This window comes from Salipiger sp. ABN3_019, from assembly GCF_056158605.1.
Window position 1 is genome coordinate 108,293 of sequence record NZ_JBSWTP010000004.1, and the last position, 22,964, is coordinate 131,256.

The 22,964-nt window shown below is 65.1% G+C and carries 18 protein-coding genes and 1 pseudogene; 17 read left to right on the forward strand and 2 right to left on the reverse strand.

Annotated elements, in window-relative coordinates:
- The first annotated feature begins 21 nt into the window (after nt 1–21).
- Complete coding sequence (locus ACXAD2_RS04435) at nt 22–1,272, forward strand: MFS transporter (protein ID WP_475167398.1); 1,251 nt, start codon at nt 22–24, stop codon at nt 1,270–1,272.
- Nucleotides 1,273–1,380: 108 nt separating this feature from the next.
- Here ACXAD2_RS04435 and ACXAD2_RS04440 read toward each other — a convergent pair whose 3' ends face one another.
- The gene (locus ACXAD2_RS04440; protein ID WP_475167400.1) at nt 1,381–2,016 is read right to left on the reverse strand and encodes a HupE/UreJ family protein; all 636 of its coding nucleotides are present in this window, start codon (nt 2,014–2,016) and stop codon (nt 1,381–1,383) included.
- Between the two features lie 318 nt (nt 2,017–2,334).
- Here ACXAD2_RS04440 and nthA point away from each other — a divergent pair, with 318 nt between their 5' ends.
- The 4 genes from nthA to ACXAD2_RS04460 all read left to right on the forward strand — a co-directional run bounded on the left by nthA (nt 2,335) and on the right by ACXAD2_RS04460 (nt 5,651).
- Nucleotides 2,335–2,964 (forward strand): nitrile hydratase subunit alpha, encoded by a 630-nt coding sequence (nthA, locus tag ACXAD2_RS04445; protein ID WP_475168191.1) that lies wholly within the window; start codon nt 2,335–2,337, stop codon nt 2,962–2,964.
- The gene (gene nthB, locus ACXAD2_RS04450; RefSeq protein WP_475167403.1) at nt 2,961–3,629 is read left to right on the forward strand and encodes a nitrile hydratase subunit beta; all 669 of its coding nucleotides are present in this window, start codon (nt 2,961–2,963) and stop codon (nt 3,627–3,629) included. The genes nthA and nthB overlap by 4 nt, the downstream gene beginning before the upstream one ends.
- Entirely contained in the window at nt 3,629–4,105 is a 477-nt protein-coding gene (locus ACXAD2_RS04455) for a nitrile hydratase accessory protein (protein ID WP_475167405.1), read from the forward strand. The genes nthB and ACXAD2_RS04455 overlap by 1 nt, the downstream gene beginning before the upstream one ends.
- Before the next feature lie 163 nt (nt 4,106–4,268).
- Nucleotides 4,269–5,651, forward strand: coding sequence for an amidase (locus ACXAD2_RS04460; protein ID WP_475167407.1), 1,383 nt, complete (start codon nt 4,269–4,271; stop codon nt 5,649–5,651).
- Nucleotides 5,652–5,792: 141 nt separating this feature from the next.
- Here ACXAD2_RS04460 and ACXAD2_RS04465 read toward each other — a convergent pair whose 3' ends face one another.
- On the reverse strand, nt 5,793–6,668 hold the full coding sequence (locus ACXAD2_RS04465; protein WP_475167410.1) for an arginase family protein: 876 nt from the start codon (nt 6,666–6,668) through the stop codon (nt 5,793–5,795).
- Between the two features lie 291 nt (nt 6,669–6,959).
- Between ACXAD2_RS04465 and ACXAD2_RS04470 the strand changes: the two genes are divergently transcribed.
- The 12 genes and pseudogenes from ACXAD2_RS04470 (at nt 6,960) to ACXAD2_RS04525 (ending at nt 22,958) form a co-directional block, all read left to right on the forward strand.
- A complete protein-coding gene (locus ACXAD2_RS04470) occupies nt 6,960–7,310 on the forward strand; it encodes an EthD domain-containing protein (RefSeq protein ID WP_475167413.1) in 351 nt (116 codons plus the stop codon).
- 272 nt (nt 7,311–7,582) lie between these two features.
- A pseudogene (locus ACXAD2_RS04475) lies at nt 7,583–8,176 on the forward strand (substrate-binding domain-containing protein); the annotation flags it as partial.
- Nucleotides 8,177–8,663: 487 nt separating this feature from the next.
- Nucleotides 8,664–12,092, forward strand: coding sequence for an ATP-binding cassette domain-containing protein (locus ACXAD2_RS04480; RefSeq protein WP_475167415.1), 3,429 nt, complete (start codon nt 8,664–8,666; stop codon nt 12,090–12,092).
- Nucleotides 12,093–12,244: 152 nt separating this feature from the next.
- A complete protein-coding gene (locus tag ACXAD2_RS04485) occupies nt 12,245–13,186 on the forward strand; it encodes a helix-turn-helix domain-containing protein (protein ID WP_475167418.1) in 942 nt (313 codons plus the stop codon).
- A gap of 225 nt (nt 13,187–13,411) precedes the next feature.
- Nucleotides 13,412–15,106: a glycoside hydrolase family 3 protein gene (locus ACXAD2_RS04490; protein ID WP_475167419.1), complete on the forward strand. Its 1,695-nt coding sequence runs from the start codon at nt 13,412–13,414 to the stop codon at nt 15,104–15,106.
- A 76-nt stretch (nt 15,107–15,182) separates the two neighbouring features.
- Nucleotides 15,183–16,415 carry an ABC transporter substrate-binding protein gene (locus tag ACXAD2_RS04495; protein WP_475167422.1) on the forward strand — a complete coding sequence of 411 codons (1,233 nt, stop codon included), beginning with the start codon at nt 15,183–15,185 and terminating at the stop codon, nt 16,413–16,415.
- Nucleotides 16,416–16,474: 59 nt separating this feature from the next.
- Nucleotides 16,475–17,356 (forward strand): carbohydrate ABC transporter permease, encoded by an 882-nt coding sequence (locus tag ACXAD2_RS04500; RefSeq protein ID WP_475167426.1) that lies wholly within the window; start codon nt 16,475–16,477, stop codon nt 17,354–17,356.
- Complete coding sequence (locus ACXAD2_RS04505) at nt 17,353–18,252, forward strand: carbohydrate ABC transporter permease (protein ID WP_475167429.1); 900 nt, start codon at nt 17,353–17,355, stop codon at nt 18,250–18,252. Before ACXAD2_RS04500 ends, ACXAD2_RS04505 begins: the two co-directional genes overlap by 4 nt.
- Nucleotides 18,249–19,346: an ABC transporter ATP-binding protein gene (locus tag ACXAD2_RS04510; protein WP_475167432.1), complete on the forward strand. Its 1,098-nt coding sequence runs from the start codon at nt 18,249–18,251 to the stop codon at nt 19,344–19,346. Before ACXAD2_RS04505 ends, ACXAD2_RS04510 begins: the two co-directional genes overlap by 4 nt.
- 854 nt (nt 19,347–20,200) lie before the next feature.
- Complete coding sequence (locus tag ACXAD2_RS04515) at nt 20,201–20,860, forward strand: GntR family transcriptional regulator (RefSeq protein WP_224901329.1); 660 nt, start codon at nt 20,201–20,203, stop codon at nt 20,858–20,860.
- A gap of 226 nt (nt 20,861–21,086) precedes the next feature.
- Complete coding sequence (locus tag ACXAD2_RS04520) at nt 21,087–21,980, forward strand: tripartite tricarboxylate transporter substrate-binding protein (protein ID WP_475167435.1); 894 nt, start codon at nt 21,087–21,089, stop codon at nt 21,978–21,980.
- 81 nt (nt 21,981–22,061) lie between these two features.
- The gene (locus tag ACXAD2_RS04525; RefSeq protein WP_224901324.1) at nt 22,062–22,958 is read left to right on the forward strand and encodes a substrate-binding periplasmic protein; all 897 of its coding nucleotides are present in this window, start codon (nt 22,062–22,064) and stop codon (nt 22,956–22,958) included.
- The last annotated feature ends 6 nt before the right edge of the window (nt 22,959–22,964 follow it).

Genomic DNA, 22,964 nt, shown 5'->3' on the forward strand with positions numbered 1-22,964 from the left:
TAACCTTGGAGCTATCCTCCCATGGCGCCATCGGTAAGCCACGCGGTCACGCCCGACGCGGCCTCTCTAGAACCCTGCAGGGCAGACACCTCCGACTACTTCGTCGGACGCGTTTTCTGCGCTGTCGCGATCTTTGCGGCCTTGCTGGCCAGCACCACGCCCAGCCCCCTCTACCCGGTCTACATCGAAGACTGGGGCTTGCCGCAGAGCGCAGGCACCACGATCTTCGCGGTCTACGCCATCGGAACGCTGGCATCGCTGTTTCTTGCGGGGACGCTGAATCGCCGGGCCTCGGACCGGCGCCAAGTGCTGCTGCCGGCGCTGCTGCTGACGATGGCGGGGGCGCTGATCTTTGCCACCGCCGGAGAGGTATGGATGCTGCTCGTCGGGCGCCTGCTTTCAGGTGTCAGCACCGGACTGATCACCTCCACCGCCTCAACCGCGCTCTTCGATCTCGACAGCAAGGCGAAGCGCGGCCGGGCGGCGACCGTCTCAACCATCGCCTTCACTGGCGGGGCAGCCGCGGGGCCTTGCCTGTCGTCGGCGGCGCTGGCGGCGCATGCCGCACCGCTGGTGACGCCGTTTCTCGTCATCGCGGCGATCGCCGCCCTGGCCTTCGTCGGGCTTTGCCTTGCTGCCTGGCCCAAGCACGCAGCCACAGAGCGCAAGCAAGATCGCGACATCCGTTCCGACCTGTCGGACCGCGAGCGGCAGATGTATCTGCGGCTTGCCTGTTTGTCCGTCGCCGTTGCCTGGATGCTGGGGTCGGTTCTCATGGCAACCTCGGTCAGTCTCGCGACCAACCTGTTCCACCTGAACATCCATGCGCTGGCCGGGCTTCTCCCTGCGCTGTTCCAGCTCTTCGGCGGCATTGGGCAGATGATCTCGGGGCGCGTCCGCCCGCTTACGGCCATCTTGCTTGGACTGGGCCTGTTGGCGGTCCTGCAGGTGATCGTCCTGGGCGGTGCGTTAAGCGGTGTTTCGGCGGTCTTTGTTTTGACCATGCCGCTGTGCGGTCTCGCCTACGGTGCGGCCTTCGTCGGCGGCGCGGCGCTGGTGAACCAGACCGCGGCGCAGGGCACGCTGACCAGCAAGATCGCGCGCTTCTATGTGGTGGGCTATCTGGCCAATGCGATCCCCACCTCGATCTTCGGCTACCTGATCGACGGGCTTGGTCTGGCCGCGGCCTTCAGCATCTTCTCGGTGGTCTTCGTCTGCCTGGCCCTCACCGGCGCGCTGATCGCCGGGCGCTGGCGGCTGCGCCCCGCATAGCTGCCACCTGCGCCGCGGGGCACCGGGTCCGCAACAAAAAAGGCCGGCCCTGCAAATGCGGGCCGGCCAGTGGTGAAACGCCCGGAGGCGCCCCGGGGAGAGCCTTGATCAGACGGTGAACACCATGGCTTCGAGTGTCTCGATCATCACGGCACAGCCGACACCCATGCAGACGCCCGCTGCGATCCGCTCGCGGGATGCGGCGACGCTGACTGCGTCGCGCAGCGCAACGGCGGTCATGGCGACGGCCGTCGCGATGGCGAACTGCACCAGTCCGAAACCGGCGAGGTAGGCAGGGATGACGCCGGTTTCGGCGCCGAGGATCGCGCCGCCATAGGCCCAGCCATGGAACAGGCCGATCGCCGGAACCGCAGCCAGAACCACTTTGCCCGCAGTCAGTTCCGCGCGCAGCAGCAGCGCGCCAAGCGCCACGACCGAGGCCCCGATAACCACTTCCGCCAGCGGCAGCGTGACGCCCGCCAGGGTCAGCAGGCAGCCGAAGATCGTGGCGATGGCGAAGCCCGCGGGGAGAGCGACCTTCAGTCCCGTCCGCGCGGCCAGCAGACCGACGAGCACGACGAAGGCGAGATGGTCGATCCCGATGACCGGATGCGCAATCCCGCTGATTGCGGACTGAACGGCGGTCTCGGGCAGTGCGCCTCCCATGGCATGGTGGGCCTGCACCGGCAGAGGCGCGAGAAGGCCGAAAGCGGCGATTCCGAAACGTTGCGTGAAGCGGGTCATGTGAAGATCCTCGTGGCTTTCTGATATCTGACATCCGGACCTGCGGTGGCCCTTCTGTCTCGATCCACACCGCCGGCCCGCATCCGATCAAGAAGAATATGCGGCATTGGCCAAGCGGTTCGCCCAAATTGGCCATCTCAGTCAATTTCGCCCGATTGGCCGTGCAGGTGCCGTACCGGCAACTTCGGTCGGACTGTCTTTTGGCAACCTCAGTCGACAAAACGGGCACGCTCAGCACAGACAGCGGCCATGAAAGCGAGTCATACTGGCGAAAACGAAAACCACGAAACCTCGACGTCCCACGACAGGGTGAAGAACATGTCCGACCATCACCACGGCACCAAGCCGCCCTCCGACAAGGCACTGCGCGTTCGCGCGCTTGAGCAACTGCTCACCGAGAAGGGACTGATCAAGGAAGGCGCGGTCGACGCCATCGTCGATATTTTCGAACAGAAGCTGGGGCCCAAGAACGGCGCCATGGTCGTCGCCCGCGCCTGGAGCGATCCCGAGTTCAAAGCGCGGCTAATGACCGATGCCTCTGCCGCGATCGAGGAGTTCGGCTTCGCCGGTTTCCAGGGCGAATACATGGTGGTCTGCGAGAACACCCCCGAGATCCACAACGTCGTCGTCTGCACGCTGTGCTCGTGCTACCCGTGGCCGGTGCTCGGCCTGCCGCCGACCTGGTACAAGACCGCGCCCTACCGTTCGCGCGTGGTGATCGAACCGCGTGCGGTACTCGAGGAATTCGGTCTGACGATCCCCGCAGAGGTCGAGGTGCGGGTCTGGGACTCCAACAACGAACTGCGCTACCTCATCCTGCCGATGCGCCCTGAGGGCACCGAGGGCTGGACCGAGGCGCAGCTGGCCGAACTGGTCACTCGCGACTCGATGATCGGCACCGGCCTGCCACTAACCCCCGATGCGCTGACCAAGGGAGAGACCGCATGAACAGCATTCATGATCTCGGCGGCATGCACGGCATGGGGCCCCTGCCGTTCGACGAGAATGAGCCGATGTTCCACGAGGATTGGGAGCGGCGCATCTGCGGCGCTCACCTTCTGACCCTGATGACCGGCCTCGCGGTCGCCGATGAGGCGCGCCACTCCATGGAACGGATCGAGGCACTGCACTGGCTGGCCTCGCCCTATTACCAGCACTGGCTCGACGGGACCGAGACCTACCTGCAGGAAAAGGGCATCGCGACCGCCGAGGAACTGGCCACGGGCAAGGCCAGCGCGCCGCTTCCGGAGTGGGCTGCCAAGCTGGAGGCGCTGGAGCCCGAAGCGGTCACCAAGATGTTCACCACCAACCACCCGGTGACCGGTGCGGCCAAGACCCAGCCGCGCTACGAGGCAGGGGATAAGGTCCGCTCGCTGAACATCAACCCCAAGACCCACACCCGTCTGCCGCGCTACACCCGCGGCAAGCCCTGCACCATCATCGCCTACCGTGGCGCCTGCCTCTTTGCAGATGCCCGCGCGCAGGGCGACTATGAGGCGCTGGACCACACGTATACAGTCCGTTTCGAGGCGGCGGACCTCTGGGGACCCGACGCCGGCGGCAAGGATGCCGTCTACATCGATCTTTACGAACAATACCTGGAGGACCTGTGATGGACACGCGCAGCATTATTTCGGCGCTCGACCCCTGCCGCACCGACCTGACCTCGCTGGGGCAGGCCGACGTCGGCGCCCCGGGCTTCGGCGAGCCCTGGCACGCGCAGGTCTTCGGGCTTGCCATGGCGCTCGCGCAGGCAGGTGTGTTCAGCTGGGCGGAATGGGTCGAGACCTTCTCGACAGAAATCCGCACGCATCCGCAGAGCGGCATGGAGACCTCGGAAGAAGCCTATTACCGGCAATGGTCCGAGGCCCTGATCACCCTCCTGCGTAAGACCGGCGCGGCGACCGAAGAGGAGATCTCGGAGACCGCGGAACACTGGCGGCGCTCTTACATTGCCACCGAGCACGGCAAGCCGATCGCGTTCCGGCGCGATCTGCCGAACCTGCCCGACATCGACGATGACCACCATCACCACCATGCGCCGAGCACGCCGGCCGAGCCGATCTCGGTAAGTCCCGCCGAGGCCTGATCCGACAGCAGCTCTGGCACGCTATCCCCCGCGAAAGGCTTCCGGGGGCTGGCATGCTGCATCCATCTGCCGCGCCTCCGGTGCTGGCGGCAGACCCATAGCGGAGGGCGCTTGCGCCGCTCCGACGCGGGCATGCGCCCATACTCCCTCGAAAGACAAGCCGATGCACTACAGCTCCATCACCGCCCTCGCCCGTGACCTCTCAGCCCGCAAGGTCTCGCCGGTTGAAGTCACCCGGCACATGCTGAACCGGATCGATGCGCTCGAGCCGCAACTGAATGCCTATGTCACGGTGACCGCGGAACGGGCGCTGGAACAGGCCGCTACCGCCGAAGCGGAGATTGCCGCGGGGAAATACCGAGGTCCGCTGCACGGCGTGCCCCTGTCGTACAAAGACATCCTTTACACCGATTTCGCCAAAACCACCGCCGGCACCCGGATTCACAAGGATTTCCGTCCGGGCTACACCGCAACCGTCATTCAGCGGCTCGAGGCCGCTGGCGCCGTGACGCTGGGCAAGGTGAAGACCACCGAGCAGGCCTATGCCAATCACCATCCCGATGTGACTGCCCCGTCGAACCCGTGGAATGCCGGACATTGGGCGGGCTCCTCGTCCTCGGGCTCGGGCGTGTCGGTCGCGGCGGGGCTCGCTTTCTCCTCGCTCGGCTCCGACACCGGCGGCTCGATCCGCTTTCCTGCGGCGGCGAACGGCGTGACGGGCCTCAAGCCCACCTGGGGCCGCACCAGCCGCCACGGCGCCTTCGAACTGGCCGCCTCGCTCGATCACATCGGCCCCTTCGCGCGCAGCGCGGAAGATGCCGGCCTCGTCCTGCAGGCCATGGCCGGCGCGGATATTAATGATCCCACGGCGCTCACCGCGCCGGTTCCGGACTACAGCGCCGAGGCCGGCCAGTCGATTGCCGGGCTGCGCATCGGCATCGACCGCGCCTATATCTCCGAGGGCATCGACCCGGCCAACGTGGCCGCCATCGACGAGGCCGCGCGGGTGCTGCAATCACTGGGCGCGGTGCTGGTCGACGTGACGGTCGAAGACTGGAAGGCCGCCGCCAAGGCCTGGCTGCCGATCTGCGCCCCCGAGACCGCCGCGGCACATGAGGCCACCTTCCCCTCCCGCCGCGATGACTACGGCGAGACCCTCGCCGCGCTCATCGACATGGGCGACGGCTACAGCTCGCGCGAGGTCGCCCGGGCCCATCAGACCCGGCTGGGGTTCACTGCCAAGCTGAATGCGCTCTTCCGGCAGGTCGATCTGCTGCTCATCCCCGCCACCATCTGGCGGGTTCCGGATCTCGCCAACTGGGCCGACTACGCCGAGGGCGACAATTCCGAATTCATCCGCTTCACCGGCCCCTTCGACATGTCGGGCTCGCCCACCCTCACGATGCCCGGCGGCTTCGACAAGAACGGTCTGCCCCTCGCCGTGCAGCTTGTCGCCCCGCAGCTCTGCGAAGGGCGGCTGGTGAGAGCCGGCTCGGCCTTCCAGAAAGCCACGGACTGGCACCTCCGGCAGCCTCCGATTGGGTGATGATGCGGCCTGCTTGGCCTCCGCGCGCCGATCCCGGCCCTCCAGGGGACAACCCGCTGCATATGAAAGGCGCCGCAGGTCGACCGGCGGCGCCTTCACGGTCTCTGCGGCGCTGGACGTTCCGCCGGCCCGCCTTGACAGTCAGTCCGAGAGAAGCGGCAGCTCCGCCAGCATGTCGCGCATGTTCATGGCGTCCCAGGGCAGGTGCTCCGCGATCCCGAGACCGACGATGTCGGTTTCCTTCGAGACATCGCGCAGCAGGCGTACCACCTGCGGCATGGTCATTTTGCCTTGGGGCGTACTGTCCCATTCCGCGTTGTCACTGCCCGGCTTATTGAACAGCAGCGAGCGGAAGCGGGTCGGGTCGAGAACGTCGAGGTCGAGATGGATCGCCAGATGCTTCGCGCCGCTCGCCCGGACCCACTCGAGGATCGGGGCGCTGCTGTCCGCGAGTTCCGCGGGCGGCACGAAGGGAATGCCCATCTCGGCAAGCATGCCGCGTTCGAGATCGCTCATGTCGTCCATGCCAGCGTAGACCACCCGCGAGGGATCGACCTTGCGTGGCACCAAATCCGCGAAGTCCTTGTCTCCGCGGCCTATCAGACTGCCCAGCACCATCGCGTGCGCGCGCTCGAAATACTCGGGTGTCATGATGTCGGGATGGGCATCGACCCAGAGGATGGCCAGATCGCCATCGTATTTCTCGTTGAGATAGGCAAAGGGGGCAAGATCGACGCCGCAGTCTCCTCCGAAGATGACGAGACGGTCAGGGTCGTGCGCCTCGATTTGTGCGCGGGCGGCGCGCGCCTGTTCCAGCAGCCGCGACTTCGCCAGGATCCCATCCTCGAGGGGCAGCGGCGCGTCCGAGGGCTGGTCAACCGCCACCTCGGCGATGGGATCGTCCGAGGCAGGCGCCAGGAAAGCCAGGAGTTCAGAGCCGAAATGGTAGGCGGGCAAGTTCCCACCCTGCCATTGCGGCATCTTCAGGCGCAGTGTCTTGCGAGGCTGCTCGGTCACGTGGATGTCTCCTTTTTTAGAACGGGGGCGCGGCGCATCGCCGGGCCTTTGGCCCGTTCTAGGACACCTGGCCCGATGTCGGATCGAACCAGCCTGCCCAAAGCCGGGAGCATCTTGCCAAGTTTGCCCGCGCGGCAGGAATTTCCTGCCGCCGGTGGCAAGTCAGTTCCGAAATCTGGCAGCGGGATGCGCGTCACGCCGCGTCGCCGCGTGCTACCGATCAACGGCAGACAAAGCGCCCGGCTCAACCGGCGCATGACAGAATCTCACAGGAAAACAGGGACCGCGCCGATGTACACCGTCGCCATGATCTTCCGCCGCAAGCCCGGCATGTCGCTCGAAGACTTCAACGCCTACTACCGTGATCGTCACGGCCCGCTGATGCTCGAACACATCTCCGACCGTGGCCTTATTTCCTACGAGCAATTCCCGGCCGACACTAGCGGCGCGCAGGGCCGCTACGTCACCGAGGGCGAGCTCGAGTATGACGCGATCTCGATCTACAGCTTCGAGACGGAAGCCCAGGCCGAGGAATGCTGGGCCTTGCCGGAAGTCATGGAAGACAGCGCCAAGTTCATCGATTTCGACACGATGATCTCGCTGCCGCTGACTCGGCGGATGGTGTCGTCAAAGACCGGCTGACGCGCAGGCGCCCCCCCCCCCTCAAAAACGAAAGCGCTTCAGCGCTCAATCCAACAGGAGAAGACATAATGAAGACATGGACCAAAGCCCCTCTATCACGGCTCGCAAGCGGGCTTGCCGCGGCCGCGCTGCTTGCCGGTACGGTGCAGGCGGCTGATCTGTCGCCCGACAAGGTCGGGACCGAGGATGAGTTCCTCGACATCTCGCAGTTCTGCGGCACAGAGCCGATCAAGGTCGCGCTCTCTGTCGGTTTCATGAACGCCAACCGCCAGATGAAGTTCGAGGAGCTGAAGGACGAGGCGGCGAAATGCTCCAACATCACCGAGGTCGGCCTGGCTGACGGTCAGGGCAACCCCGAGAAGGAGCTCGCCAACATCCGCTCGCTCGCGGCGCAGGGCTTCGACATCATCATCCTCGGACCGCCCGACGCCGGGCCCGCGGCCATCCCCGCGATGCGCGACGCCATGCGCATGGGCTCGGTGGTGATCCCCGTCGAGGTCGGCGTGAACTTCCCCGGCACACCCGGCACCGACTACACGATGGTCGTCACTCCCAACCAAGAGCAGATGGCCAGCGTTTACGCGCAGTTCCTCGTCGATCAACTGGACGGCGAAGGCAACGTGATCGTCTGGGGCGGCTCGCCCGGCGCACCGCAGACCGCAGCGCAGATGCCCGGCTGGCAGAAGGTCTTTGCCGACAATCCCGGCATCAACGTCCTCGAGGGGCCGGTCGTCTCGGGGTGGGATCCGGCGCAGTACCAGAAGGTCACCACGGCGCTGCTTGCCAAATACCCGCAGATCGACGGCATGTACTCCGACTACGGTGTCGGGGTGCTCGGCTCGCTCCGCGCCTTCGAAGCCGCCAACCGACCGATGCCGCCGGTGACTGGCCTCGATGCGAACGGGGCGCAATGCTACTACCTCGAGCACAAGCCGGATGAGGCGGAATTCGAGATCGGCCTGACCAGTTCCTGGACCTGGATCTTCCGCTTGGCGCTGCGCAAAGGCCTTGCCGCGGTCAACGACATCGACAGCACCGAGCCCAGCATCGTCAATGTCGACCTGCTGGTGGACAGCACTTCGGATGACCCGGCCAAGCAGCCGGTCTGCGATCCGGACGTGCCCTCCGACGTGTCGCTGCCCTCGTCCCTGCTCAGCAAGGAACAGCTGATCGCCATCTTCCAGTGATCCCCACCTGCGCCGCGGCCCGAAGATCGCCGCGGCGCCTTTTCTTCCTTCAGCACGCCGGGCGGGGCCGACCCAGACCCCGGCGCTAGACGTACGTCCGAGGTACCCGATGGCCACCCCAGATACTCGAAGCCAGACCCTCCGCGAGCTTGCGGGATCTTTGGCCATGCGCGCGGCGATGGGCGTCGTGCTGCTCGTCATCCTCGCGCTGGTGGTGGCGCCGCGCAGCGTCTCGCCCGGCTCGCTCTTCGCGATGGCGCCGTTCATCGGCGTGCTGGGGGTGGCGGCGATCGGGCAATATCTCGTCATCCAACAGCGCGGCTTCGACCTTTCGGTCGCGGGAACCATCTCGATCGCCGCGGTGATGATGACCGCCCTGCCCGACGCAGGCACTGACCTTGGCGGTACGCTCGGCTACGTCGCGCTCACACTGCTGGCCGGCGTGGGCATCGGCCTCGTGAACGGCGCCATCGTCACCTGGCTGCGGGTGCCCCCGCTGATCGTGACCATCGGCACCAACTCGCTGCTGATCGGCGCGGTCTACTGGTTGACCGGCGGGTCGATCCAGTCGGCGCCCGCCGCGCTGGTGGGGATCGCCAGCACCCGCGTTGCCTCGGTATCGGTGCTGTTCCTCGGATTCCTGGTGATCGGCGGGCTGGCAACCTGGCTCATGTCGAGCACGCGGATCGGCCGACAATTCCTGATGTCGGCGGTCAGCGCCGACGCCGCGCGGGCCCTCGGTGTTCCGGTGAACCTGTGCAAACTTGGCGCCTATGCCCTCGCGGGGCTGCTCTTTGCGCTGGCGGGGATCATGCTCGCCGGGCTTGCGGTGACCCCGACCCTGCTGTCGGGCAACCCCTACATGCTGACCACCGTTGCGGCAGTGATTGTCGGAGGAAGCCCGCTCAATGGCGACAGGGGCAGCGTTCTGGCAACCATGATTGGCGCCGTGTTCCTGGTCCTGCTCGACCAGATCGTCGTGTCGCTGGGTTTCGACTACGCCATCCAGAGCATCGTCCAGGCCGCCATCATCCTTGCCGGCGTGACGCTTCCGCAGGTGGTGCGTCACTTCCGCCAGCGTGGCGCCGCAGCGCAGCCGCGTGACCCGGCCTCGCGCCCGCTGGCCCCTGCCGAGGACCGCCGCGCGGTTCTGGAACTGCGCGGCATCCACAAACACTTTGGCAAGACGGTGGCCCTTGGCGGCGTCGATCTCTCTGTCGCGCCGGGCGAAGTCCATGCGGTGATCGGCGAGAACGGCGCGGGCAAGTCCACGCTGATCTCGGTCGCCTGCGGTGTTCTGCCGGTGACGCTCGGCGAAGTTGTGATCGACGGCCAGCGCATGTCCGGTGCCGATCCCGACCGCTACCGCGCCGCGGGCATCTCGGTCGCCTTCCAGCATCCGCCGCTGCCGCCGCACCTGACCGTACTCGAATGCCTGTCGCTGGCCGACCCCACGCTCTCGGGGCGTGCCGGAGAAGCGCGGGTCCGCGAGCTGATCGCCGAGGTCACGACAGGGCCGCTCAGCGCCGAGCCGCGCGCGCGTGTGGCTGATCTCTCCATCGGGCAGCGCCATGTGGTCGAGATCGCCCGGGCGCTGGCCTCGAACCCGAAGATCATCGTGCTCGACGAGCCGACCGAGCCGTTCAAGGAAGAGGATGTGCGCCAGCTCTTCGAGCTGATCCGTCGCCTCCGCGACCGGGGCGTCGCGATCGTCTACATCTCGCACCGACTGGACGAGGTCGAGCAGATCGCCGACCGCATCTCGGTGCTGCGCGATGGCGAATTGATCGCGACCCGCCCGCGCGACGCCTTCACCCGCGAGGACATTGTCTCGATGATCGTCGGGCGGCCGATCGGTCAGGTCTATCCCGCTAAGCTCGGCGCCGCGAGCTCGGGGCCGCTTCTTGAACTGCGCAACCTGAGCGGCCCGGGTTTCCGCGACATCGATCTGGTCCTGCGCCCGGGCGAGATCCTCGGTCTTGCCGGCGTCGAGGGTCAGGGGCAACGCGAGCTTATGCGCGCGCTCGCCGGGCTCGCGCCACATGAGGGAGCGATCGTGCTGCATGGCGAGACGCTGTCTTGGCATGATCGCGCCGGCGCCCGCAGCGCGGGTGTGGCCTTCGTCCCCGATGACCGGCACAAGGAAGGTCTGTTCATGTCGATGAGCATCGCCGAGAACCTCGGCGCAGGGCTCGGCGACGGCGGCATGATGATCGACCGCGGACGAGAGCGCGCCGCGATTGCCGAACACACCACCGACCTGCGCATCAAGGCGCCCTCGCATGGCGTGACTATCACCGCGCTGTCGGGCGGCAACCAGCAAAAGGTGCTGATCGGCCGAGAGATCATGGGCAGCCCCCGCATTTTCCTCGCGGACGAGCCGACCAAGGGTGTCGATATCGGCTCTAAAAGCGACATCTACCACAAGCTGCGGGCGCTTGCCGCGCAGGGCGTGGCGGTGATCGTCAGTTCCTCGGACGGGGTGGAGCTCGAAGGGTTGTGCGACCGCGTCGTGGTCATGGCCCGCGGCGAGGTCGCCGCTCAGCTGGAAGGCGACCGGATCACCGATGCGGAGATCACCGCGGCCAACCTGACTGCCGGAGGGCAGCGTGCCGAAGAAGGGTCCGCCGGTGCCGGCCGCGGCGTGAAACTGCGCGCGCTGCTCGACAGCAAGTGGTTCGCCATCACCATCCTGACGCTGGCCTCGCTGGCCATCATCCAGTCGGCGGTGTCGGTTAACGACCGGTTCCTGTCGCCCTACAATCTCGAGAACGTGCAGATCCAGATGGCGACGCTGGCGCTGATTGCCTTTGGGCAGCTGTTCCTGATCCTCCAGGGCGAGATCGATTTCTCGGTCGGGCCGTTGGCCGGGTTCGTCGTGGTGCTTGCCTCCTACTGGATGCCCGACGGCATCGAAGGGCCCTCGCTGGTGCTGGCCGCCCTCGCCATCCTGGTCATCACCACGCTGCTGGGCTTCCTACAGGGGATGATTACCCTCGTGCTGCGGATCCCGTCGATCATCGTCACTCTCGCCGCCTTCTTCGCGTTGCAGGGCCTGTCGCTCTACCTGCGGCCGGTGCCGGGCGGCACCATAGACGGCAAGCTCGTGGCAGTGGCGCTCAAGGCCTTCGGGCCGGTGACGCTGGCAGCAACTGTGGCGGTCATCCTGGCGCTCGGCATGGAGGTGATGGTGACGCGGTCGGGCTATGGCAAACGGCTCCGCGCGCTCGGCTCCGACGGTGCCTCCGCCACCAAACTCGGTGCACGCCGCAGTGTCCTGCTGCCCTCGGCCTTCGCGCTTAACGGCTTTCTTGTCGGCCTTGCCGGCCTGCTCCTCGCGGCGACCGTCGGGGTCGGATCGGGAACGACGGGCGCGAACTACAGCCTGATGAGCATCACCGCGGTGGTGCTGGGCGGCGCGGTGATCAGCGGCGGCATGGGCTCTTTCCTCGCCACGCTGTTCGGAGCGCTGCTGATCCAGCTCACCTTCTCGGCCACAACCTTCATGCAGGTCGGCACCGAGTGGCAATATTGGCTCGTCGGCCTTGTCACCCTGCTTGCCGCCAGCCTGTTCAGCCTCGGACGGAAAGCCTGAACGGGCCAGGCCGGCGCACAGAAAACAGGCAGGCGGTTGCGCTCTTTTGTGGCAAAGACCCGCGCGTGCTGGAACCCGAAAGCGGCCACCTTCACCTCGGCCGCTTTCGGGCTCAAAGTCCGCCGAAACCAAAAGACCGAAGGAGATTCTTCATGAATGCTCTTTTCAGCACCGACCACATCGCATCCCGCGACCGGTTCTCATATTGGAACGACGTGGTCTTCAAGACCTACGCGCCCTGCGTCGGCAAGGCAGCAGAGCTTCCGCAGTTCCGCGCCAGCCTCGAAGTCTCGCACTTCGGCCAGATGCTCGTCACCAATGTAGAGTCGAGCGCGATCACCTACGACCGACGCGCCTCGGACGTGCGCTACGATCCGCGCGATGACTTCTACGCGGTCGCCATGCTGTCGGGTCAAACGCTCCTGACGCAGAACGGACGCGAAGCATGGGCCCGGCCGGGAGATGTCTATCTCTACACTTCGGCCCGTCCCTATCAGCATCATTCCGACACGGATTATCGCTGTATCTCGCTGCGCATCCCGCGGGCGCTGGCGCAGGCGCGGCTCGACGGGATCGAGGACATGTCGGGCCGCGTCCTCCGCGCCGATGCCCCCTATGGCCGGATCATCTCCTCGCTGATACGCGAAGCCTCGGAACTTTCCGAGGGAAGCGATTCCGCAGGCGAGATGCAACGCTTCAGCAGCTCAGTGCTCGACATGATCACAGCAGCCATCGCCTCCGGCTTCGGCGACGTTTCCGACATGGGGACGCGCAATCAAAAACTATTGACACGGATCCAGCGCTACATGCGCGACAACATCGACGACAACACGCTCAGCCTCGCGGATATCGCCACGGCGCAGAATGTATCGATGCGGACGCTCGCGCGGCTCTTCACCGATGCCGGCACGACACCCATGGCCTGGCTGCAGTCCCAGCGTCTGGCGAATGCCTACGCCGCGCTCAACGAGGGCCGGGTCGAGAGCGTCAGCGAGGCGGCCTTTGCATACGGGTTCAACGACAGCTCTTATTTCGGCAAGGCCTTCAAGAAAGTCTACGGTTTCACCCCCAAGACGCTGCTCGATCAGCGCTGAGCCATTTCCCGGATGCGCGAAGATCGCGGGCGCCCTCGGCGCCCGCGTTTCGTTTTGCGCGCCGCTAAGCGCGGCAGTCACGCAGCGGAAAAACTGGCCGTCTGATACCAAAGATTTGGCAAGCAGGTACGAGCAGGAGAGCGCGCAGATTGCCTAAGCTCGATGGCAGGAACACCGAACGACGAGTTGGATTGTTACCGCTATCGAAAGTATTGTAAGCCGCGCATGACCATCTACGACCGCCTGACACTCGCTCCGTTCAACCTGTCCGAGGCCCAGGCCACCGACATCCGGCGCCGGGTCGAGACGATGTCTCTCGAAGATCGCGTGGCGCAGGTGTTCTTTCTGCTGCTGATGGGCGACCGGAAAGAGGATCTGGACCTTGTCCTGCGTCTCAAGCCGGGCGGGATCACGCGGTTTTTCAGCGACGATCTGGAGCGTGAGACCACGCAGATGCAGCGCATCTTCGACACGCTGCCGGTGCCCCCGCTGGTCAGCGCCGACATGGAAGGCAGCCACCTGAGCTTTGACTTCGGGACCAAGGTGCCAAACCAGATGGCGCTCGCCGCGGTCGACGATGCCGCGCTGACAGAGGCCTGTTCGGCGATCATGGCGCGCGAAGGGCGCACCATGGGCGTCACCTGGTCGTTCACCCCGGTGATCGACATCAATGCGGCCTTCCGCAGCTCCATCGTCGGCTCCCGCTCCTACGGCAGTGACATCGACCGGATCGAGCGCCATGCGCTGGCGCATATCCGCGGTCTGCAGGAAAACGGCGTGGCCGCCACGGTCAAGCACTGGCCCGGCGAGGGCTACGATGATCGTGACCAGCATCTTGTGACCACCCAGAACCCGCTTTCTCTGGACGAGTGGCACGCCAGCTTCGGACGGCTCTACCAGACGACCTTCGATGCAGGTGTCATGTCGGTCATGTCGGCGCATATCGGGTTTCCGGCCTACATGAAGGCAAAGGACCCGGGTTGCGGCAAGGAAGCCTTCCGCCCTGCCAGCATCAACCCCGTTCTGACGACGCAGCTCCTGCGCGAAGAGCTCGGCTTCAACGGCATCGTGGTTTCCGATGCGACGGAGATGGCGGGGCTCGGCTCGTGGATCTCCTATGACGACGCCCCGACCGAGGTGCTGGCGGCTGGCTGCGACGTGATCCTCTTCTCGCAGAACCCCGAGGCGGACATGGCCCAGGTGCGGGGCTCGGTCGAAAGCGGTTACCTGCCGGAAGCGCGCCTGAACGAAGCCGTGGCACGGGTGCTGGCGTTGAAGACCGTGGCCGGGCTGCTGGACGGGTCGTTCGACCTTGCGGATGCCGCCACCGCGCGCGCTGCCCTGAAGCGCCCGGAAGATGCCGAGGTCGCCACCGAAGCCTTCCGCCGCGCGCCTACCCTGATCAAGGACGTGAACGAGACGCTGCCGATCTCGCCGCAAACGCACAAGCGCGTCCTCGTCATCGAGAACGGCATTCGCAACGCGCTCTTCGGGTTCAACGTGCGCCGCCCGATGGACCTGCCCGACATGCTCGAGGCTGAGGGGTTCGAGGTACATCGCTTCGATCCGGAGACCCACGAAGGCAGCGCCTTCAATCCCGAGGAAATCGACCTCGTGCTGTATCTGATGGCGGATGAATCCCTGTTCATGAAGAGCCGCATCTACATCGACTGGTACACGATGATGGGAGATTTCGGTCGCGCGACCGAGCGGCCGTGGCAGGACATCCCAACCGTGATGGTCGGCTTCGGACACCCGTATTTCCTCTATGATGCGCCGCGGGTCCCGACATATGTGAACGCCTATTCGACCCTGCCGGAAATGCAGCGCAGCGTGCTGGACGCGCTGACTGGCCGCACATCCTTCGAGGCAAGTTCGCCCGTCGATGCCTTCTGCGGGCAAGAGCAGGCGCTCTACTGAGGCGACGGCGCCGGCCCGGCCGGCGCTGCGCCGACGCAGCCATAAGAAACGACCCAACCCAACAGGAGTATCCTCTATGAAACGCGCCACGTTCAGTGCCCTGCTCACCACATCCGTCCTGGCCGTCGCAACCTCTGCGGCGCGGGCGCAGGAGGCGGATGTGATCCACTGGTGGACCTCTGCCAGCGAGTCGAAGGCTGTCGCCGCCCTTGCCGAGAAGTTCGAGGCCGCCGGGGGCATCTGGTCAGACGCCGCCGTAGCCGGAACCGACGCGGCCCGCACCTCCGTGTCGACCCGCATCCAGGCCGGCGATCCGCCCGCCGCCTTCGTCGCCTCCGCCGTGCTCGAGTACCAGGACATGGCCCGCACCGGGCAGGTCGCCAACCTCGATGCGATCGCCGCCGAGATGGACTGGGAGAACACCATCCCGGCTTCGCTGCTGGATGCGGTGAAGGTCGACGGCCACTACTGGGGCGCGCCGGTCAACATGAGCGTGAACAACTTCCTCTGGACCTCGCGGAAGGCGCTCGAGGCGATCGGCGAGACCGAGCCGCCGAAGACTTGGGACGAGCTTTTCGAGATGGGCGACCGGCTGAAGGAGGCTGGCATCATCCCCTATGCTCATCCGGGCAAGTGGTACTGGGATCTGAACACCTTCGGGTTCATTCTCGCATCGCAGAGCCCAGAGGCCTTCAGCAAATTCCATGCCCTCGACCCCGAGGTCTTCGACGATCCCGCCGTGCTCCAGGCGGCGGAAATCTACGCCAAGCTGCGGGACTATTCCGACAGCGGTGCGCCGGGGCGCGAGTGGAACCTGTCGAACCAGATGGTGATGAACGGCGAGGCCGCCTTCTACCTGATGGGGGACTGGGCCAAGGGCGAGATCACCGCTGCCGGGATGACCCCCGGCGAGGAAGTCATCTGCACCGTCAGTCTCGATGACGCGCCGGCCGCGATCAGCGGCGACGCCATGCTGTTCCCCTCGCTGGACGGCAGCACCGAACCGAGCCCGGCGCAGGTGCTGCTGGCCGAGACCCTTACCTCGGTCGACGCACAGGTGGCGTTCAACCCACTCAAGGGATCGATGCCGGTGCGCACCGACGCGCCGACCGACAATCTCGACGCCTGCTCGCGCCTCGCCCTCGAGCATGAGAAGGCCCACGGCAGCGTCTCGGCCTATCCGGCGCTGCTCTCCGGCGACGCGGCAGGCAGTTTCGGCGACGTTCTGGGCAACTTCTGGGTCGACACCGGGGCGACCGCCGAGGACCTGGTCTACGAGCTTCAGGACACCGCTTCGCTGTTCAACTGAGCCCGCCACGCAAGCGCCATCCCGGCAGCACCGGGATGGCCCAAGACGGAAGCATTTCCATGCGAAGACCACTCAAACTCCTGCAGGGCCAGACGGCACTGCTGCCCGGCTGGCTGATCCTGATCGTCGCGTATATCGGCACGATCCTGTGGACGGCCCGCATTTCCTTCACCGCCTCGCGGTCGATCCCCGTGGACACGTTCGTCGGCTTCGACCAATACGCGCGCCTGTTCCGCTCGAACCGCTGGGTGCAATCCGTCGAGAACATGCTTCTCTACGGCAGCCTCTTCATTCTCGGATGCCTGGTCATCGGCTTTCTGCTCGCCGTGCTGCTGGATCAGAAGGTGAAGGGGGAAAGCGTCTTCCGCACCATCTTTCTCTATCCCTATGCCGTGTCCTTCGTGGTCACGGGGCTGGTCTGGCAATGGGTGCTGAACCCCAGCCTCGGGCTGCAGAAGGCCGTGCGGGACCTCGGCTTCGAGAATTTCACCTTCGATTGGCTGGTGGACCGGGACCGGGCGATCTACGTGCTGACCGGCGCCGCCGTCTGGCAGGCATCGGGGCTTGTCATGGCGCTGATGCTCGCAGGGCTGCGCAGCGTCGACGGTGATCTGTGGAAGGCCGCCCGCGTCGACGGGGCAAGCGCGCCGCGCTACTACCTTCGGGTCGTCCTGCCGCTGCTGAAACCCTCGATCTTCTCGTCGGTGGTGCTGCTCGGGGTCGCGGTGATCAAGTCCTATGACCTTGTCGTCGCCATGACCAGCGGCGGCCCCGGCAACGCGACCGAACTGCCCGCGAAGTTCATCATGGACTATCTCTTCGGACGCCAGAACCTCGGCCTCGCCACGGCCGCCTCGGTGGTGCTTCTGGTCACGGTGATCGCCGTGATTGCCCCCCTCGCCTACGTCCAATCCCAGCGCGCGCGGAGGACCCGCACATGAGCATCCGCCCCCTCTTTCCCGCCCATGCCGAGGGGCCCCGGCCCGCGCGGCTGAACCTCGGGCGCCTCGCGCTCTACCTCTGCCTCATCGCTGCCGCAGCAGCCTTCCTCTTTCCGCTCTGGGTGATGGTCACCACGTCGCTCAAGGACATGGAGGAAGTCCGCAGCGGCTCGATCTTCGGTTGGCCGGCGCAGCCCTCGCTGGCGGCGTGGAAGACCGCCTGGACAAGCGCCTGCACCGGGCTGACCTGCGAGGGTCTGCGGGGCGGCTTCGTCAACTCGCTGCTGATCCTCGTTCCCTCGGTTGCCTTGCCTGTGGCCCTCGGGGCGGTGACCGGCTACGCGCTGTCCTTCTGGCGCCCGCGCGGCGGCAAACTGCTGTTCAGCGGGCTGCTGATCGGGCTTTTCATCCCCTATCAGGTGTTCATCTACCCGCTGGTGCGGATCCTCTCGAGCGTCGGGCTCTACGGCAATATCGGCGGCATCGTCGCGGTGCACACGATCTTTGCCATGCCGATCATGCTGCTGCTGTTCCGCAACTACTACGCCAGCCTGCCGATGGACCTGTTCAAGGCGGCGCGTATCGACGGCGGCGGGTTCTGGACCATCTTCCGGCGGGTGGTCCTGCCGATGTCGGCGCCGATCATCGTCGTCGCGGTGATCCTGCAGGTGACCGGGGTCTGGAACGACTTCCTTTTCGGCCTGATCTTCGCCGGCTCGGACAACCTGCCGATGACCGTGCAGCTCAACAACATCGTCAACAGCGCCCGCGGCGCACAGGAATACAACGTCCATATGGCCGCGACCATCCTGACCGCGCTGGTTCCGCTGATCGTCTACTTCTTCTCCGGGCGCTGGTTCGTTCGCGGCATCGCCGCAGGCGCCGTCAAAGGATGACCCCCATGTCGCAAGTTGCCATCAAGAATCTCGATATCACCTTCGGATCCAACCGGGTCATCCAGAACCTCGATCTGCAGATCGAACCGGGCGAATTTCTCGTCCTGCTCGGCGCATCGGGCTGCGGCAAGTCAACGCTGCTCAACGCGGTTGCCGGCCTTACCGATGTGGCCGGCGGCCAGATCTGGATTGGCGAGAACAACGTCACCTGGGCAGAGCCCAAGGATCGCGGCATCGGCATGGTGTTCCAGTCCTACGCGCTCTACCCCCGGATGACGGTCGAACAAAACATGTCTTTCGGGCTCGAGATGGCGCGCCATCCCAAGGCCGAGATTCGCGAACGCGTCGCCCGGGCCGCAAGCATGCTGCAGCTGAAGCCGCTGATGCAGCGCCGGCCCGCGGAACTCTCAGGCGGTCAGCGCCAGAGGGTCGCGATCGGGCGTGCACTGGTGCGCGACGCCGAAGTCTATCTCTTCGACGAACCTCTCTCGAACCTCGACGCCAAACTGCGCACCGAGCTGAGGGTCGAGCTGAAGAAGCTGCACGCAGAACTGGGCGCGACGATGATCTACGTCACCCACGATCAGGTCGAGGCGCTGACCCTGGCCAACCGTATTGCGGTGATGCAGGGCGGCGTGATCCAGCAATTGGACAGCCCGGATGAGATATATCGCCGCCCGGTAAACAAATTCGTCGCCGGGTTTGTCGGCTCGCCGGGGATGAATTTCATCGAAGGCACGCTTAGTCTGCGCGACGGCAAGGTCGATCTCAGGACGGCCCGGGGCTCGCTCGATGTCACCCGCTATCCCTTTGCGGAGCCGGCAGAGGATGGCCGGAAGGTCATCCTGGGACTGCGTCCCGAACATTTGCAGCCCGAGCCCGAGGAGGGGTGGTGTCCGGCCTCGCTGACGGTCGCGGTGCACGAAAGCATGGGCGCCGATGCCCTGCTCTGGGGCGAGCTCTCGGGCGCGACGGTCTCGGTGAAACTGCCCTCTGACTGGTCTCCGGTTCCGCCCGCGGGCGAGCGTGTGACCATGTGGTACGATGCTTCCAGGGTGTCGATTTTCGACGCTGAAACCGAAGCCCGGATCTGACCCGATACCGACACAGCCCTCGCCGGATGGACGGTGACGTCCCAGGTCGTGGTATAGCTGTCGGCGGCCATCGGGTTTTTCGGCAAGCAAGCCCGGAGCGAGCCTCCCCGACAAGAACGAAACAGCTGCCTGGAAACCCGGGCGGCTGTTTTCTGTCCAGCGGGTTCGGCGAGCGGGCCCGCGCCGAAATCAAGCTGCGCGACGATCGGGTTGAACACCGGCACGGTCAGCAGGATCATCGACGGGCTCTCGAAGACGCAGCCCATCTGCAGGTAGATGCCCACCATGATGAAGAGGACCAGGCCCAGCGTCCTCGCGACGCCGAGCTTGTCGCGGCAGGTCATCTCCTGCATCTGCGCTTCTGATCAACGATCCTGCGATCACCTTCCTGCCGGTCGCGGATTTAACCCTCGAGCGCAAGCTGTACTGCTTTCGCATGACACACCGATCTGCAAGTCCGGTGACGATCAAATCTGAGAAACACGTCCGGAACCAGCTCTCTTGCTATGGGCTGCACTCAGTTGGATGGTCCGTTAACTCAACCTATGTCACCCATGCTTCTCGAACATGCGTCCGCGGCTCGCTCTCGACGGATGTCACCGTAAACGCCGTAAGGTCATCTGCCGGCGGCATTGAAATTTTCTTGCGGCAACGCCAAAGCTGACGTCGGCTCTAACCTTACCGGCGCGCCAAAGCCCGATCTCACTGACCAAGGCAGCGCTGTCCCTTGTAATATCTTACGCGATATCTTAACCTGCCCCAAAACTGGGTTCCGCCCGATCGGAGGGGTAATGGACAGGACTTTGGCAAGAGCCGCGGAGAGCGCGCCATCCAAAGATGGCAAGCGCAAGCAGATGTCCCTGACCCGGACGGTCTATCTGCGTCTGCGGGACGAAATCCTGACCTGCAAGCTCGCGCCCGGCCTCGAGATCTCCGAGGCTGAGCTTGCACAGCAATTCGAAGTCTCCAAGACGCCGGTCCGCGAAGCCTTGGCGCAACTGCGGCAAGAGGGATTGGTCCGCACTTTTCCGCGCCGCGGCTACCAAATCTCGCCCATCACTTTCGGTGACATGAACGAACTGTTCGATCTTCGCACAATTCTCGAGGCCGGTGCCGCCGAGTTGGCCTGCGAACAGATCACCGATGACATGCTTGTCGAGCTCAGAGAACTGGCCGTGGTGGCCTATGAGAAGGACGAGACCCAGACGATCGCGAATTTCATCGCCGCGAACCGCCGGTTTCACATGGCGATCGCCGCCGCCTCGGGCAACTCGCGACTGGTGAACATCTTGGCCCGCCAGATCGACGAACTGGAGCGCTTTTTCTATATCGGCGCCCAGATGAGAGACGTGAACTCCGAGACCAACACCGATCACTTGGAAATCGTCGATGCGCTCGCGCGGCGCGACAGAAAAGCCGCCCGCGACCTGATGATCCGCCACAATGACCTGACACGTCAGGGGCTGTTCCAGTCGCTTGCGATGTCCCGTCAGGCGGGAACCATCAGCCTCTGAGCAGGCCGCCCAAAATCTGAGATGACCTGCCACAGCCCGCACGCATGTGCGGGCTGTCTGCGTTTCGGCACATCTGCCAGGCATGTTTTTCCGGTGATATTTCAATGAGCAGTTTGCGCTCAGACTGCACGAAATATCACAAGAAAATAAACCAAATTTCGATTGCCAACTGAAATATCACGCGCAACACTAAGTGACATAGCAAGGACGTTTCCAAGGAAACATCATGACTCGTTTCAGCGAAAATACCCTCATCGTCCACGGCCCGCCCGGCAGCGCCCCACCGGTTATGGCCGAGGCATTGCGCAGTGCCCAAGCCGAAGTTTTCCCCGAAATGGCAGAGCTCGCGCTGCTGCCGATGGGGGATGATCCGGGTGTGGATTCCATGCACTTCATGGATGGCTGCTGCGGTGAGGGACATCTCGTCTCGACCTGCACGCCGGTCTTTCTGCAGGCCCCGCTGCTGCGGGCCATGTCGCTGACCCACCGTGATCTGACGCCGATCGCGCGCCTCGTGGCCGACCGCTTCTTTGTGGTTGCGCGTTCGGACAGCCCGCTCGCCGAGCCCGGCGCGTTCCTTGACGCGCTGCCGCGGGCCACAACCCGCACGGGCGGCTATTTTCTTGGCGGGATCAACCACCTGCTGTCGCTGGCGATTGCCGACGGCACGAAGGCGGATGTCGAATTCATCGTGACCGAAAGCGAACCTGCGGTCTGGAACGCGCTGATCGAGGGGCGGATCGACTGGGGGTGCGGTGTCGCGGCGGAAATCCTGCCGCATGTCGAGGCGGGCACGATGACCGTCATCGCGGCGCTCGACATGCAGCGCCAGCCCAGTTTCCCCGATGTGCCGACGCTCGCCGAACTGGGCCTTCCGGTGACCTTCCAGCTCTGGCGGGGCCTGATGGCGCCGGGCGGGCTGTCGGTCGAGGCGCAGCAACGCTGGCACGACCATTTTGCTGCGCTGCGCGACACCCAGGCATGGCGCGATTACCTCGCTCGGAACGGACAAGCCGACGCTTGGCTGCCTGGCGACGCCTTCCGCGCGTTCCTCGAAGAGGAATGGAGCTGGTACGAAAAGCATCTTGGTCTGGCGGGGCTTCTTCCCGAACCCGCCTGACCTGATCCGGGCAGTTCGCCCCAAACCGGACATCCGGGACCACAGCCCGGAGCCATCCTTTTCCCGACACGGAGACTCCCAATGACCACGATCCTTCGGACGGGGCTGCTGGCCCCTGCCCTGCTGTGCGCCGCGATGACGCAATCGGCCTTTGCCCAGGACGCGGCAAGCGATGCTGCCGCCGCCTTTGAGGCCGCAATCGGCGACGCTCAGCCCGTCAAGAACTACCCCTCTCCCTGGCCGCTTCGGAACCTCTTGAAAGAGGGCGTCCTGACGGTCGGCACCACCGGCACCTCGCCGCCCCGCACCTTCGTCGATCCGGCGACCTCCGAGCTGACCGGCTCTTACGTCGAGCTGTTCGAGAAGCTCGCCGAGGATCTTGGTCTCGACATCGAATTTGTGCAGCTCGAATGGGCCGGCATCCTGCCGGGGCTGGCGGCGAAGCGGTTCGACCTTGCCTGTGATGGCGCCTCGTGGAACCCCGAGCGCCTTGGATCCGACCAGTTCCTGATGACCTCGCCGACCGGCCTCAACGCCACCGTTGGCATCGCCCTCAAGGACGGCGATATTTCGAGCTTTGACGAGATCGGCGACGGGGTGATCGGCGGCGTGCGCGGCGAGATCTACTTCGAAGGTGCCAAGAAGGCGCTGCCCGAGGCCGACACGACCGACTTCCCGGGTCTGCAGGAATCGCTTCTGGGTCTGCAGAACGGTCAGGCGAATGTGGTGGTGATGAACCTCTCGAACGCCCTCTCCGTGCTCGACAGCGCGCCGAACAAGGACGACCTGATGATGGTCGGCCCGGCGCTCGAGGTCTTCCCGCAGAGCCTTTGCGTCAACGCCACCGAGCCCGATCTTCTGGTCGCGGTGAACACGCTTCTGGGCAACTACCGCGCGGATGGATCGCTGTCCGAGCTGATCGGCAAATACGCGACCTCCACCGCAGAAGTCGATCTGCTGGGCAAGATCGGCTACTGAGGCACG